The organism is Nocardioides pyridinolyticus, from assembly GCF_054653575.1.
Genome location: NZ_BAAIFY010000002.1, coordinates 1 through 13,544, shown reverse-complemented (window position 1 = coordinate 13,544; position 13,544 = coordinate 1). Strand labels below are relative to the sequence as shown.

General features: G+C 69.7%; 12 protein-coding genes. 4 read left to right on the top strand and 8 right to left on the bottom strand.

What is annotated here, in order from left to right; genetic code table 11:
• Positions 1 to 13: 13 nt before the first annotated feature.
• From ACYQ0U_RS02125 to ACYQ0U_RS02095, 7 genes are all read right to left on the bottom strand, one after another.
• Complete coding sequence (locus ACYQ0U_RS02125; RefSeq protein WP_459968904.1) at positions 14 to 1,687, bottom strand: GMC family oxidoreductase; 1,674 nt, start codon at positions 1,685 to 1,687, stop codon at positions 14 to 16.
• Between the two features lie 19 nt (positions 1,688 to 1,706).
• Positions 1,707 to 2,231: a type 1 glutamine amidotransferase domain-containing protein gene (locus ACYQ0U_RS02120; RefSeq protein ID WP_459968902.1), complete on the bottom strand. Its 525-nt coding sequence runs from the start codon at positions 2,229 to 2,231 to the stop codon at positions 1,707 to 1,709.
• Between the two features lie 88 nt (positions 2,232 to 2,319).
• Positions 2,320 to 3,066 (bottom strand): FadR/GntR family transcriptional regulator, encoded by a 747-nt coding sequence (locus ACYQ0U_RS02115; RefSeq protein WP_459968900.1) that lies wholly within the window; start codon positions 3,064 to 3,066, stop codon positions 2,320 to 2,322.
• A 102-nt stretch (positions 3,067 to 3,168) separates the two neighbouring features.
• Positions 3,169 to 4,305: a sugar ABC transporter substrate-binding protein gene (locus tag ACYQ0U_RS02110; protein ID WP_459968898.1), complete on the bottom strand. Its 1,137-nt coding sequence runs from the start codon at positions 4,303 to 4,305 to the stop codon at positions 3,169 to 3,171.
• Between the two features lie 19 nt (positions 4,306 to 4,324).
• A complete protein-coding gene (locus tag ACYQ0U_RS02105; protein WP_459968896.1) occupies positions 4,325 to 5,437 on the bottom strand; it encodes an ABC transporter permease in 1,113 nt (370 codons plus the stop codon).
• Positions 5,434 to 6,459: an ABC transporter permease gene (locus ACYQ0U_RS02100; protein WP_459968894.1), complete on the bottom strand. Its 1,026-nt coding sequence runs from the start codon at positions 6,457 to 6,459 to the stop codon at positions 5,434 to 5,436. The genes ACYQ0U_RS02105 and ACYQ0U_RS02100 overlap by 4 nt, the downstream gene beginning before the upstream one ends.
• Positions 6,456 to 8,060, bottom strand: a complete 1,605-nt coding sequence (locus ACYQ0U_RS02095) for a sugar ABC transporter ATP-binding protein (protein ID WP_459968892.1) — start codon at positions 8,058 to 8,060, stop codon at positions 6,456 to 6,458. The genes ACYQ0U_RS02100 and ACYQ0U_RS02095 overlap by 4 nt, the downstream gene beginning before the upstream one ends.
• Before the next feature lie 176 nt (positions 8,061 to 8,236).
• Here ACYQ0U_RS02095 and ACYQ0U_RS02090 point away from each other — a divergent pair, with 176 nt between their 5' ends.
• Positions 8,237 to 9,235, top strand: a complete 999-nt coding sequence (locus ACYQ0U_RS02090) for a dihydroxyacetone kinase subunit DhaK (RefSeq protein ID WP_459968890.1) — start codon at positions 8,237 to 8,239, stop codon at positions 9,233 to 9,235.
• 1 nt (position 9,236) lies between these two features.
• A complete protein-coding gene (dhaL, locus tag ACYQ0U_RS02085) occupies positions 9,237 to 9,899 on the top strand; it encodes a dihydroxyacetone kinase subunit DhaL (protein WP_459968888.1) in 663 nt (220 codons plus the stop codon).
• Between the two features lie 14 nt (positions 9,900 to 9,913).
• On the opposite strand, the gene ACYQ0U_RS02080 is transcribed toward dhaL, so the two are convergent.
• A complete protein-coding gene (locus ACYQ0U_RS02080) occupies positions 9,914 to 11,371 on the bottom strand; it encodes an LCP family protein (RefSeq protein WP_459968886.1) in 1,458 nt (485 codons plus the stop codon).
• A 130-nt stretch (positions 11,372 to 11,501) separates the two neighbouring features.
• On the opposite strand from ACYQ0U_RS02080, the gene ACYQ0U_RS02075 reads away from it, so the two are divergent.
• A complete protein-coding gene (locus ACYQ0U_RS02075) occupies positions 11,502 to 12,674 on the top strand; it encodes an LCP family protein (protein WP_459968884.1) in 1,173 nt (390 codons plus the stop codon).
• On the top strand, positions 12,671 to 13,544 hold an 874-nt coding region (locus ACYQ0U_RS02070; protein ID WP_459968882.1), incomplete at its 3' end, for a crotonase/enoyl-CoA hydratase family protein. The genes ACYQ0U_RS02075 and ACYQ0U_RS02070, both read left to right, overlap by 4 nt.

Here is a 13,544-nt window from a genome sequence, read left to right as displayed (position 1 = left end):
CGTTCCCCGGCCGTCAGGCCTTGGCCGGCGCGAGTCGCTCGACCCGGCCCTTCAGGTAGTTGTCGGCGATGTACTCACAACTGCGCCAGGCGTTCGCCATCATGGCGAGCGTCGGGTTCACGCCCAGGGACGTCGGGAATCCCGAGCCGTCGACCACGAACACGTTCTCGATGTCGTGGGTCTGGCACCACTCGTTCAGGACCGACGTGCTGGGGTCGAAGCCCATCCGCGCCGTGCCGTGCTGGTGGCAGGTGTTCCCGGTGACCTGGTCCAGGTAGACCGGGATCGTCTTGCGCGCACCGGCGACCTCGAGGATCTCGATGTTCTTGTCGACCTGCCACTTGCCCATGGCCCGGTCGTTCTCGTGCGCCCGGTGGGTGATCCGGGCGACGGGGAGACCCATGAAGTCCTTGTGCGTGGGGTCGAGGTCGACGCGGTTCCGCTCCTGCGGCATGTCGTGCAGGATCAGGCCGATCTTCATCGCCCAGTTGAAGAACGTGCGGTCGGCGTCCTTGAACGCCTGGCCCCACGTGGGTCGCCCGGGGAAGACCATGTTGATCGGGTGGCACGTCTGCGAGGACGAGACGATGCAGCCGCCCATGTGGCCACGACTCTCGTCGGTCTCGTAGAAGTCCATCGTGCCGCCGCTGATGTAGTTGCCGGTCCAGCCGTACACCGGGTCGTCGATCTCGTTGTCGAAGAAGCCGATCGCGAAGAGGTACTCGTGGAAGGTCGCGTTCTTGCCCACGAGGCCCGAGGAGTTCGCGAGCCCGTCCGGGAACAGCGCGGACTTCGAGAGCAGCATGAGGCGCGCCGTCTCGATCGCACCCATCGAGAGGACCACCACACGCGCGTCCTGCTCGATCTCGGCACCCGACTGGTCGACGTAGACGACGCCGGTCGCCTTGCCGTCCTTGCCGACCTTCACCTCGCGGACGAAGCAGTCGGACCGGAGCTCGAAGTTCCCGGTGGCCAGGGCCTCGGGGATGAACGTCGTGGCCGTGTTCGACCGGGCGCCGCTGGGGTCGCCGTACTGGTTCCAGAAGCTCGTCCGGTTGAACGGCTTGCGGCCCTTGTGCTCGTTGGCGACCATCGCGTGCGGGATCGGGAACGCGTTGATCCCCATCTCGTTGGCGGCCTTGTAGAACTTCTGGCCCCACCGGGTCGGCGGCAGCGGCTGGCTGGGGAACGGCTTGCTCCGGAACCCCTCCCCCTGGTCCGCACCGGCGATGCCGGCGACACCGAACTCCCACTCCACCTTCGTGAGGTACGGCTCCAGGTGCTCGTACTGGAACGGCCAGTCCGCGAGGCTCATCCCCTCGACGTCGCCGTGCAGGCTGCGCTGGAGGAAGTCCGAGGGCCGGGGCCGCGGCACCCATCCGGCCCAGTGGTTGGTCCCGCCGCCCACGAGCTGCGGGGTCATCGAGAACGGGTACGGCTGGGCGACCTCGTCGTCCTCCACCCGTCGGGTCCGCGGCGTCAGCTTGGCATCGGGCCACATGTAGCTGCGGTTGACGAACTTCAGCTCGTCACCCGAGAAGTGCTCGTTGTGCCGTAGATAGGGGCCGCGCTCGAGGCCGACCACCTTGAGGCCCGCCTCGCTCAGGACCTTCGCCGCGGTGCCGCCACTGGCACCGAGTCCGACGATGACCACGTCAACCGGGTCTGGCTTGCGCTGTGTTGCCATGCTTGTCACTCCTGTCGAGTCACTCGTCGTAGAAGGCGACGATCGCCTTGAGGAAGTCCGGGAGGTCCGGAGGGGTGCGGGCGGTGATGACGTGCCCGTCCACCACGGCCGGCTCGTCGGAGACCCACGTGCCGCCGGCGTTGACGAGGTCGTCCTCGATGGGTGCGTAGCCCGTGACGCGGCGGCCCTCGACGGCGCCCGCCGAGGCGAGGATCCACCCGCCGTGACAGATCGCGGCCGTCATCTTGCCCTGGGCCGCGATGTCTCGGACCAGGTCGATCATCGGTCGGTGCAGCCGCATGTTGTCCGGAGCGAAGCCGCCCGGCACGACCACGCCGTCGAAGTCGTCGGCGGAGACCTCACCCGGGGAGGCGTCGGCCTCCATCGGGTAGTGCTCCTTGCTCTCGAAGGTCTTCTTCTCGCCGTTGCCGACGACCGTCACCTCGGCGCCGGCCTCGATGAGGCGGAGGTAGGGGTACCAGCCCTCGAGGATCTGGTACTCGTCCTCGATCATGAGGGCGATGCGCTTGCCTTGAATGCTCACGTCAGTTCCAACCTGTCTCTTCCTGGGGTGCGGGGGCCGGAGGTCCGACCGCCCTGCTCGGGATCGTCGTACGACGACCTGACGGTTCCTAGTGGCTGACGAGTGACTTCGCTCCGTCGGCCGGTGAGTCTGGCTCCTCGACGGCGCTCACCAGGTCCTCCTCCGCTGCGAGGAGGTGAGCCCGCGCCTGCTGCTCCGCCTCGGCGACGTTGCGCTGGGCGACCGCGGCGAGGATCGCGAGGTGGCCCTGGTGTGCGCGGTCGCGACGCCCGGGCAGCGAGATGACCTTGGCGGAGTAGATCGCGTGAGCGCCGGCGAGCTGGTCGAACATCGGGACGATGAGGCTGTTCCTCGCCGACTGGGCGACGAGCCGGTGGAACTCGAAGTCGAGGCGCACGAACTCCGCGTTGTCGACGCCGGGCGCCATCGACCGGTCGAGCACCGCCTGGAGCTCCGTGAGGTCGCTGGCCGTCCGGCGCTGGGCGCTCAGGCCCGCGGCGAACGTCTCGATGGTGTAGCGCACCTCGAACAGCTCGAGTGCGGACACGTCCCCCGCGCTGAGGAGGCTCATCCGCGCGGGCCCGGCGCCGGCGACGGCGAACGTGCCGACGCCCTGGGCCTTGGTGATGATGCCGAGGGTCTCCAGCTTCCGGATGGCCTCCCGCATGCTGCCGCGCCCGACGGCGAAGCGCTCCGCGAGCTCGCGCTCCGCGGGCAGCCGACCCTCCTCGCCGAAGTGCCCCGAGTTGATGAGCGCCTCGAGCTGGGCGGCCACGGCGTCCGAGAGGCGGAGCTGCCGGACGGGCACGATCGCGGTCGGCTCGTCGGTCGTCATGTCACTCACCTCCTCGGGTCACGTCGTGCGGATGGGTGCGGTCACGCGGGTGGCGACCCGTCGCCGGCACCGGCCGCGCGAGCGGCCGGTGCCGGGAGCAGGTCAGGAGCCGTACTTCTTGGGTGCGGCGAGCGCCCACTTCGTGTACTCGCGGTGCCAGTCGACGTTGGACTTGTCGACGACCTGGGTGGGGTTGTTGATGATCTGGGTGACCGTCTGGCCGAGGACCGCGGTCATGAAGATCGCCTCGATCAGGTTCTGGCCCTGGTCGACCCCGCCGATGTCGACGGTGGCGGTCAGCTTGCCGGCGCTGATCTGGTCGTAGCCGGACACCAGGCCGTCCGCGCCGATCGTGAGGATGCCGTCCGAGCCGTCCCAGTGCTTGAGGCCGGCCTCGTCGATGGCCTGCGACGCACCGAGCGCCATCTCCTCGTTCTCGCCGTAGATGGCGTTGATGTCGCTGTTCTTGGTGAGCAGGTCCTGCGCGGCCGCGAAGCCCTTGTCGCGCACGTAGCCGCCGTCGGCCTCACCGACGACCTTGATGCCGGGGTTCTCGGCGAGCGCCTTGTCGAACCCGATCTTGCGGCCCCGGGTCCAGTCCGAGCCGGACGGGCCCCAGATCTGCAGGATGTTGCCCGAGCCGCCCAGCTTCTCCGCGATGTACTTGCCCGCGAGGTAGCCCGACTGCCAGCGGTTGTCGTAGCCGACGTTCGTCACGGTCTGCAGCTCTTCCTCGGGGTAGAGCTCGGCCGGCTGGTTGAACTGGTAGATCTTGACGCCCTTCTCGGACGCGTCCTGGTAGAGGCTCTGGACGGTCGCGAAGTTCGCGCCCGTGCAGACCGCGATCGCGTCGAACTCGCGCGACACCCAGGACTGGACGATGCCCAGCGTCCCCTGCACCGCGTTGAAGTCGCCGACCGGCGCCTGACGCTCCCAGACCCAGCTGCAGCCGAACCGCTGCTCGTACTCGTACATCTTGTGCCAGGCGGCGTGCTCGATCTGGGTGAAGTTCTCCGAGAGCACGGGCGGGGTGAAGCCCACCTTGATCTCGCGACCGTCGACGATCTTCTTGATCGCCTCGTCGTAGTCCTTCGCGGCACCACTCTCGAGGGCCCCGCCGGCGCCGGCAGCTGTGCCTCCGCCGGACGTGCAGCCGGTCAGTGCGACCGCCCCGATGCCGGCGCCGACCAGGGTGCCGGTGCGGAGCAGCCGGCGCCGAGAGATTCCGTCGATGTTCATGTCGGTTCCTTACCTTTTCTCACGGGATTGTTTCGGGGTACCGCTGTGTCGCAGGTGCTCCGCCATCGTCGACATCTGCATCTCGCGTCGATGACGACCGATCCCGAGAGACTGCGGGAGTGGTCCGGGTGAGGCCCCGGGCTCGGGAGCGGCTCAGCAGCACGCTCCACGTCTGGTTCGCGGCGACCGCCACGATGAGGACGAGACCGGTGACCACGGCCTGCCAGCTCGACTCGACCCCGGTCAGGTTGATGATGTTGCGGGTCAGCGTGAGCGTGAGCGCGCCGACCAGTGCTCCGAAGACGCGGCCTTTGCCGCCGAAGAGGGAGGCACCTCCGATCACCGCTGCCGCGATCGCGGTGATCTCGTACCCGTTGCCGATCAGCGGGGGCACGGTCGTCGTCCGGCCGGCGATGTGGATGCCGGCGATGCCGGCCATGAGGCCACTGATCACGTACGCCGCGATCTTCACGCGGTCGACGCGGACCCCGGCGTGGAGCGCGCCGGTGGGCGAGCTGCCCACGGCGTACAGCGTGACGCCGAACCGGGTGCGCCGGAGCAGGAACGCGACAGCGGCCGCGACGACGACGACCAGGATCATCGGAAGGGTGATCGGACCGAACAGCTTGGTCAGCCCACCGATGTAGTAGTACGTCTCGTTCATGTAGCCGAGGATCGGGACGCCGGCCGTCCAGTAGAGGAGGACACCGCCCGCGATCCCGAGCATCGCCAGGGTCGCGATGAAGTCGGGGATCCCCAGCTTGGTGATCAGCAGGCCGTTCACCAGGCCGATCCCGGCCCCGACCGCGAGGGCGCCGAGGAACGCGACCGGCATCGGGAACCCGTAGGTCAGCAGGTTCGCGGCAACCCCGGCAGACAGTCCCATCACCGAGCCGACCGAGAGGTCGAGCCCGCCGGCGATCAGGACCACCGTCATGCCGATGGCGAGGAAGCTGACCGTCACCATCGCGTTGACGATGTTGGTCACGTTGCCTGCCGTCGCGAACGTGGGCTCGAGGACCGACATCGTGATCGCGGCGATCACCAGCAGGAGCAGGATGCCGGCTGCCGGATCGCTGGCGACCCGGCGGCGCAGGGCCTGACCGGCCGATCGGGACGAGAACTGGTTCATTTCCCTTGACCTCCGCTCGCAGGAACAAGAGGCGTCTGCGGCGCGGTGCGCGGTGTGCCCAAGGTCAGCGAGAGCCGGAAGACGCCCCGGTCCACGATGACGCCGACGAGGATGCAGACGCCGATGATGATGGAGAAGACGAGCGGGTCCACGCCGGTGAGCCGGAAGCCCTGCTTGAGGGTGGCCAGCAGCAGACAGCCGACCGCCGCCTGCCAGATCGCGCCCCGTCCGCCCGCGAGGCTCACCCCGCCCAGCACCGCGGCCGCGATCGCCGTCAGCTCGTAGCCGCCGGCCATGCCCGGCTGCACCGAGTTCAGTCGGGAGGCGAGCAGGACGCCCCCCAGGCCGGCGAGGCTGCCTGAGATGACGTAGGCGTAGAGCTTGATCCGGCCGGCGTCGATACCGGCCACCAGCGCCGGGGCTGCCCCCGCACCGGTCGCCTTGGCCCTACGGCCGAACGCGGTCTTGACGAGCACCACCTGGAGCACGGCCACGACCACCACCGCCAGGACCAGCGCGCTCGTGACCGAGAGGACCGAGCTGCCGGCGATCCCGAGGAACTTGCTGTCGCTCGTACCGGTGATCTGGGTGTGGCCGGTGAGCACCACGAGCAGTCCGGCCGCGATGTTCAAGGTGCCCAGCGTGACGATGAAGTCGTTGAGCTTCAGCTTCACGATGATCAGGCCGTTGAGGAGGCCGAACGCCGCACCGGTGCCGACGCCGACGGCCACCGCGAGCGCGACGTTGGCCCCGTTCATCGACGCGAGCAGCGACGTGCCGGCGCTCAGGCCCAGGACCGCGCCGACCGAGAGGTCGATGCCTCCGGCGATGATGACGAGCGCGAGTCCCGCTGTGATGATGAAGACCGGGACCTCCTCGTTGAGGTAGTACCGCATGGCCTCGCCGTCCAGGAACGCCGGGACGGTCGCCGCGAAGTACACCGTGACGAGTACCAGGGCGGTGACGATGGGTAGCCCCTCGATGCCGAGGACCTTGGCGGCTCTGGCGCGTGCGTTGCTCACAGTTCTGCCCTCGATGCGCGGTCGATGATCTGGTGCTTGACGGACTCGATGCCCTCGCTGGCCACCCGGCTCGGGATGTCGGGGATCTCCCCCACGAGCGAGCCTCGGTTCATGACGATCACGCGGTCGCTCAGGCTGATCAGCTCGGAGAACTCGGAGGCGACGAGCAGGACCGACGTCCCTCCCTCCACCAGCTCACGGATGAGCCGGTGCACCTCGGCCTTGGCGTGCACGTCGATGCCCTGCGTGGGCTCGTCGAAGATGAGGATCGACGGGTTGGTGTTGAGGCAGCGCGCGATGATCGCCTTCTGCTGGTTCCCGCCGCTGAGGTTGCGGATCTTCTCGCCCGAGTTCGGTGTCTTGATGCCCAGCTGCCGGACGTAGGAGTCGGCCAGGCGTCGCTCCCGCCGCTTGCTGAGCAGGCCACCGAGCGAGACCGAACCCAGTCGGGAGACCGAGACGGTCTCCGCGACGGAGAACTCCGCCAGGATGCCCATCTGCTTGCGGTCCTCGGGCACCATGGCCAGCCCGGCGCGGTAGGCCTTGCGCGGGTGCTTGATGCGCCGGACCTTGCCGTCGATCTCGATGCGCCCGCCGCTGATCTTGTCCAGCCCCATCAGCGCCCGCACCAGCTCGGTCCGGCCGGCACCGGCCAGTCCGGCGATGCCCAGCACCTCGCCGGGGTAGAGCTCGAAGGAGATGTCGCGCAGCACCCCCGGCCGGGAGATGTTCGAGGCCCGCAGGCGAGGAACGTCCTGGCGCTCGCGAGCGACCGACCGGTCCTCGGAGCCCGAGACCGTCAGCAGTTCGGCGGCGTCGCCGCCGAACATGTGCGTGACGAGCGTGCGCTGGTCGAGGGACGCGAGCGGTGCCGTGGTGACGGTCCTCCCGTCCCGCATCACGGTCGCCACGTCGGCCAGACCGAACAGCTCGTCGAGGTGGTGGGTGACCCAGATCAGCGCGACACCGCGCTCCTGGAGGCTGCGCATGTGGTCGAAGAGCAACGACTTCTCATGCTCCTCCAACCCCGACGTCGGCTCGTCCAGGATCAGGATCTTCGGGTTGGCGGCCAGCGCCTTGACGATCTCGACGGCCCGCTTCGTCAGCGCTCCGAACTCGCCGACCGGCCGGCCCAGTTCGGCGGCGGAGATGCCGAACTCCGCAGCGAGGGTGGCGACACGGCGTGCCATCTGGCGACGGTTGACGAGGAGTGAGCCGCGGCCGTCCAGAGCTGTCTCGTTCCCGAGGAAGATGTTCTCCAGCACCGTCAGGTCCGCGACCGTCGACAGCTCCTGGTGGATCGTGACGATCCCCAGCCGCTGCGCTTCCTTCGGGTGGTCGATCGAGACACGCTCGCCGTCCACGTCGATCGTGCCGCCGTCGGGCCGGACGATCCCCGACAGCACGTTGAGGAGCGTCGACTTGCCGGCGCCGTTGCCGCCGAGGAGGGCGTGGATCTCGCCCCGGTTGACCGTGAGGCTCACGCGGTCGAGCGCCTGCACGCCCAGGTAGCGCTTGGAGATCTCCGCCATCTCCAGGATCGGAGCGGCGGGGAGAGTCCGCTCCGCGGTCAGCGACGCCGACGAAGAAGTGGTGTCCATCACGCCCGTCCTCCCTGCTCGAATGGCTCCGATGTGGTCATCCCATCGGACTATCGTGTGATCTTGTGATCGGGTGGTATGACCAATATCATCTGGGGTGTGACGTGGATGTCAAGGGAAAGTTTCGAGATGGTTACTGGTCCAGAGCGGCCGCGTGCTAGGGCCGGGGGCCGCTGATGCAGAAGTTCCTCAACGCCCCGGACACGGCCGTCACCGAGTACCTGACCGGCTTGGCCGCCGCGCATCCCGAGGTCGTCGCCTTCCGGACGGAGGACCGGATCGTCACCCGCGCCGCCCCCGCCCGGCCCGGCAAGGTGGGACTGATCTCGGGGGGCGGGTCGGGCTGCGAGCCCCTGCATGCGGGGTACGTCGGGCTCGGCATGCTGGACGCCTCCTGCCCCGGCGAGGTGTTCACCTCACCGGTCCCGGCGCAGATCATGGCCGCCACCGAGGCGGCCGACCACGGATCCGGCGTGCTCTTCATCATCAAGAACTTCGGCGGCGAGGTCATGAACTTCGGGCTCGCCGCCGAGATCATGAGCCGGCGCGGCATCCGCATCGAGAAGGTCCTCGTCGACGACGACGCGTCGTTCCCACCCGGGCTCGAGGCGCGCCGCCGGGGACTGGGGGCGACCGTCCTCGCCGAGAAGATCGCCGGAGCGGCCGCCGAGCGCGGACGGTCGCTCGACGAGGTGGCCGCTCTCGCCCGTCGCGTCGTCCAGAGCTCCCGGACGTTCGGCGTGGCCCTGAGCTCGTGCACTCCCCCGCGCCTGGGGCGGCCCACCTTCGAGCTGCCGGAGGGGCAGTACGAGATCGGCGTGGGCCTGGGCGGTGACCGCGGCCAGGAGCGCGGCGACCTGCCGCCGGCCGACGAGGTCGCCGACGTCCTCCTGGAGCGCATCGTCGACGAGCTGGACATCGCGGAGGACACCCGGGTCCTCGTCATGATGAACGACCTGGGGGCGACGCCCGCGATCGAGCTGTACGGCCTCTACGGCCTGGTGCACGAGCGGCTCCGCGCCCGCGGCGCGGTCGTCGAGCGATCGCTCGTCGGCGACTTCCTGACCTCGCTCGACACCCACGGGGTGCTGCTGTCGGTGCTCGTGCTCGACGACGAGCTCGTCGAGCTCTGGGACGACCCGGTCCACACGACCACTCTTCGCTGGAAGGCCTGAGATGACGAACGCACTGTCGACCGAGGACCTCCGGCGCTGGCTCGACCACTTCGGGGCCGCGGTCCTGGCCCAGGCGGACGAGCTCGACGAGCTGGACTCGGCGACCGGCGACGGCGAGCACGGCTCGAACCTGAAGCGCGGCGTCGAGGCGCTCGAGCCGGTTCTCGCCGACAGCGCGTACGACGACGTCCGGGCGCTGCTCGACGCGGTCGGCATGGCGGTCGTCAACTCGGTCGGCGGCGCCAGCGGCGCGCTCTACGGCACCGTCTTCCTGCGGCTCAGCGACGAGGGCGACGGGGTCGACCGGCTCGACCTGGCGCGGCTGAGCCGCGGCTTCGCGTCAGCCGCTGCCGGGATCGGCGAGCTCGGGCGGACCCAGCCCGGCGACAAGACGCTGCTGGACGCGATCGCACCGGCGGTGGAGGCGCTCCAGCGTGCGGAGGCCACCGGCGCGGATCTCACCACGGCGACCGAGCAGGCGGCAGCCGCGGCCGCGGCGGGCCGGGACGCCACCGCGGCCATGACCGCCCGGGTCGGCCGTGGCAGCTATCTCGGCGACCGGAGCATGGGGCACGTCGACGCGGGTGCCACGTCGATGGCCCAGCTCTTCCAGTCCCTGCACGCCGTGGCGGCAGCCGGCTCGCCGCCGGCGGCCGCCCCCTAGGGGCCGGGTCGCGGTCAGCAGGCGGAGCCGAGGTCGTCCGCCTGGTTGGCGGCGTACCCCTCGCTCAGCGAGCCGAGCGAGCCGCCGGTCACCGACGCGCTGCTCTTCTTCCTGCGCGGCTTGTCCTTGGGGGCGTCTCCCTCGGACTTGTCGATGGCCTCGACGACCTCGGCCCTGACCAGCTTGATGTCGGGGTCGGCGGTGTTGATCATCGGCGGCACGAGCGAGAGCGTCGAGACCTTCTGGTCGCGGGCCTTGAGCGCGAGCGAGATGAACGTGTCGACCTCGCTGGCCGGGATGTTCGTCGAGATCATCGCCGAGCTCGCCTCGGCGATCTTCTGGAAGTTCCGGACCGCGGTCTGCGGGCTGACCTGCTGGAGCATCGCGTTCATCACGCACTTCTGCCGCGCCATGCGCGAGTAGTCGTCGGAGTCGTAGCGCGCGCGGGCGAACCACAGCGTCTCGAAGCCGTCCAGCTTCTGCACGCCCGGGTCGATGTGGCTGTAGAACGAGTCGTGGGGCAGCCCGACCGGGATCGACTGGCGGACGTTGAGCGTGACGCCGCCGACCGCGTCGACGAGGTCCTTGAAGCCCTCGAGGTTCACCATCGCCCAGTAGTTGATCTTCAGGCCCGTGATGCCCTCGACCGCCTCGACCGTGGCGTCCACGCCGGGGTGGTCGGAGTCGGGGAAGAGCTCGGCGTTGTCCTCGGCCCAGGTGCTGACGCCGTTGAGGTAGTCGGCGTCGAAGCCGTCGGGGAACTGCTCGTGCATGACCGAGCCGCGCGCGAACGGGAAGTTCTGCATGTTGCGCGGCAGCGAGATCAGCACGGTGCGGCCGGTGTCCTCGTCGATGCTCGCGATCGTCATCGAGTCCGGCCGCAGGCCCCAGCGGCCGGCGCCCGAGTCGCCGCCGAGCAGCAGCACGTTGTAGCGCCCGTCGTGCGTGTCGCTGACCTGACCGTCGCCGAACATCGTCAGCATCAAGTGGCGCTGGACGCCGACGAGGTGGGCGCCGAAGAGCAGGGAGCCGGCCACGGCGAGGGCCAGCACGCCGTTGACGCCGACGACGGCGCGGCGGTGCGCCATCGAGAGGGTGAGGGGCTGGCCGATCCGCCAGGCGTCGAAAAACAGCAGCGCCCAGCCGACCGCGAGCACCATCAGCGCGATCCGCATCCAGAACAGCGCGAAGGTGTCGGTGCCGAGCTCGAGCAGCAGCCCATGGTCGATGAGTCCGCCGACGGCGGTGGCCAACAGGAGCAGGAGGGTCACGAACCAGGTGCGCAGCGCGATCCAGCCGATCCGGCGGTTGCCGGCGACGATCTGCGCGGAGCCGGGCAGGAGGAGCGTCATCAGCATGAGCGCCATGGCCCGGCGGAAGCGCACCCGAGCGGCGCGGTCGTCGGCGGTGAAGCGCGGGACCTGCCGCCCGTGGGGGAAGTCGTGCGACCCGGGGGAAGAGACGGGTGGCATCGAGATGCCTCTCTGCGATGGTGGAGCGGGGAAGAAGTGAGCTGACGGCCAGTATCACCAGTCACACCCGTCACAACGCGCCGCGACACACCGACGGATCCCGACTGTGCGCCCGGTACCGTCTTGCCCCATGAGTGACCGTCCTCGGAAGGATGGGGCGCCCGAGGACGGCGCACCGGACTACCACTGGCTGTACGGGCAGAAGGGCCAGCAGGGCCAGCGCGACCCGGGCCCCGACGAGACCCGGGTGATGCGCACCCAGCCCCGCTCCTCGAGCACGCCGCCACCCGCCCCGCCGCCGCGGCAGCCCCCGACCCCGGCGCCCGGCGGGCCCGGCACGCCGCGCCGCCGCCGCGGGCCGAGGTTCTATCTCGGCATCGTCGGCCTGCTGCTGCTCGCGTGGATCGTCTACCTCATCGCCGTGCCGCTCTACGCGTGGACCAAGGTCGACTCGGTCGCGTTCGAGCCCCAGGGCGACCGCCCCGACGACCAGCCCGGCACGACGTACCTCCTCGTCGGCAGTGACTCGCGGGCCGGCCTGTCGGCCGAGGAGCGCAAGCGCCTCGGGACGGGCAACGCCACCGGCCAGCGCACCGACACGATCATGCTGATGCACACCGGCGACGGCCCGAACCTGCTGATGTCGATCCCCCGCGACTCGCTCGTCGACGTGCCCGGTTACGGCAACACCAAGATCAACGCGGCGTACGCCTTCGGCGGGCCGAAGTTGCTGACGCGCACCATCGAGCAGAACACCGGCATCGAGGTCGACGCGTACGTCGAGATCGGGCTCGGCGGCCTGGCCGGCGTCGTCGACGCGGTCGGTGGCATCGAGATCTGCCCGACCCAGGACATGTTGGACCCGCTCGCCAAGCTCGACGTCCAGAAGGGCTGCCAGGAGGCCGACGGCGCCACCGCGCTCGGCTATGCCCGGTCGCGGCACACCTCCGGCATCGGCGACATCGACCGGGTCAAGCACCAGCGCGAGGTCGTGTCGGCGGTCGGCGCCGAGGTGATGTCGCCATGGACGTTCGTCAACCCCCTCCGCTACTGGCGGCTCTGGAACGCCGTGCCCGACTTCTTCGCATTCGGCGACGGCATGGGCCCCTTCGACGCCGCCCGCTGGGCGTCCGCGATGACGAGCATCGACCTCAGCTGCGTCGTCCCGATCTCGGACCTCGCGGTGCACTGGGACCCCGATCGCTCACAGCAGATGTTCGACTTCATCAAGCAGGACAAGACCGCTGACATCCCGAAGGCCCTCTGCACGCCGACGGGCCTCCCGAAGGGCGTGACCCGGTGACCTCCCCGCACCACTACGAGACCCTGCTGTGGGACGTGGACGACGACGGCATCGCGACCGTCACGCTGCACCGCCCGGACCAGCTGAACGCGTTCGACCTGACGATGGCCGCCGAGCTCGAGCAGCTCTTCCGGACCGACGCCTGCTCCGACGACGTCCGTGCGGTGGTCGTCACCGGCGCCGGCCGGGCCTTCTGCGCGGGCATGGACCTCAACGCCACGGGCAACGTCTTCGGTCTCGACGAAGGACTCCGGCCCACGGTCGCCGAGTTCCGGCAGCGGTACGACGAGGAGCCCTTCGAGACCGGCGTCCGCGACACCGGCGGCAAGGTCACGCTCGCGATCCACGCGCTGCCGAAGCCGGTCATCGCCGCGATCAACGGCCCGGCCGTCGGCATCGGCGCCACGATGACGCTGGCCATGGACCTGCGGCTGGCCTCGACCCAGGCGCGGATCGGCTTCGTCTTCGGCCGGCTCGGCATCGTCCCCGAGGCCGCGTCGAGCTGGTTCCTCCCGCGCATCGTCGGCATCCAGCAGGCGCTGGAGTGGGTCTACTCCGCCGGCATCCTCGACGCGGACGCCGCCCTGGCCGGCCGGCTGGTGCGCAGCGTGCACGAGCCGGACGACCTGCTGCCGGCGGCGTACGAGCTCGCGCGGTCGTTCGTCGTGAACCGCTCCCCCGCGGCGCTCGGCCTGGCCAAGCGGCTGCTCTACCGCAACAGCGCGGCGTCCGACCCGCTCGAGGCGCACCTGTCGGACTCGCTGGCGATGTACTGGCAGTCGATCGGCGACGGCAAGGAGGGCGTGACGGCGTTCCTCGAGAAGCGCACGCCGGAGTTCACCGGGCGCGCGTCGGAGCTCCCCGAGGTCT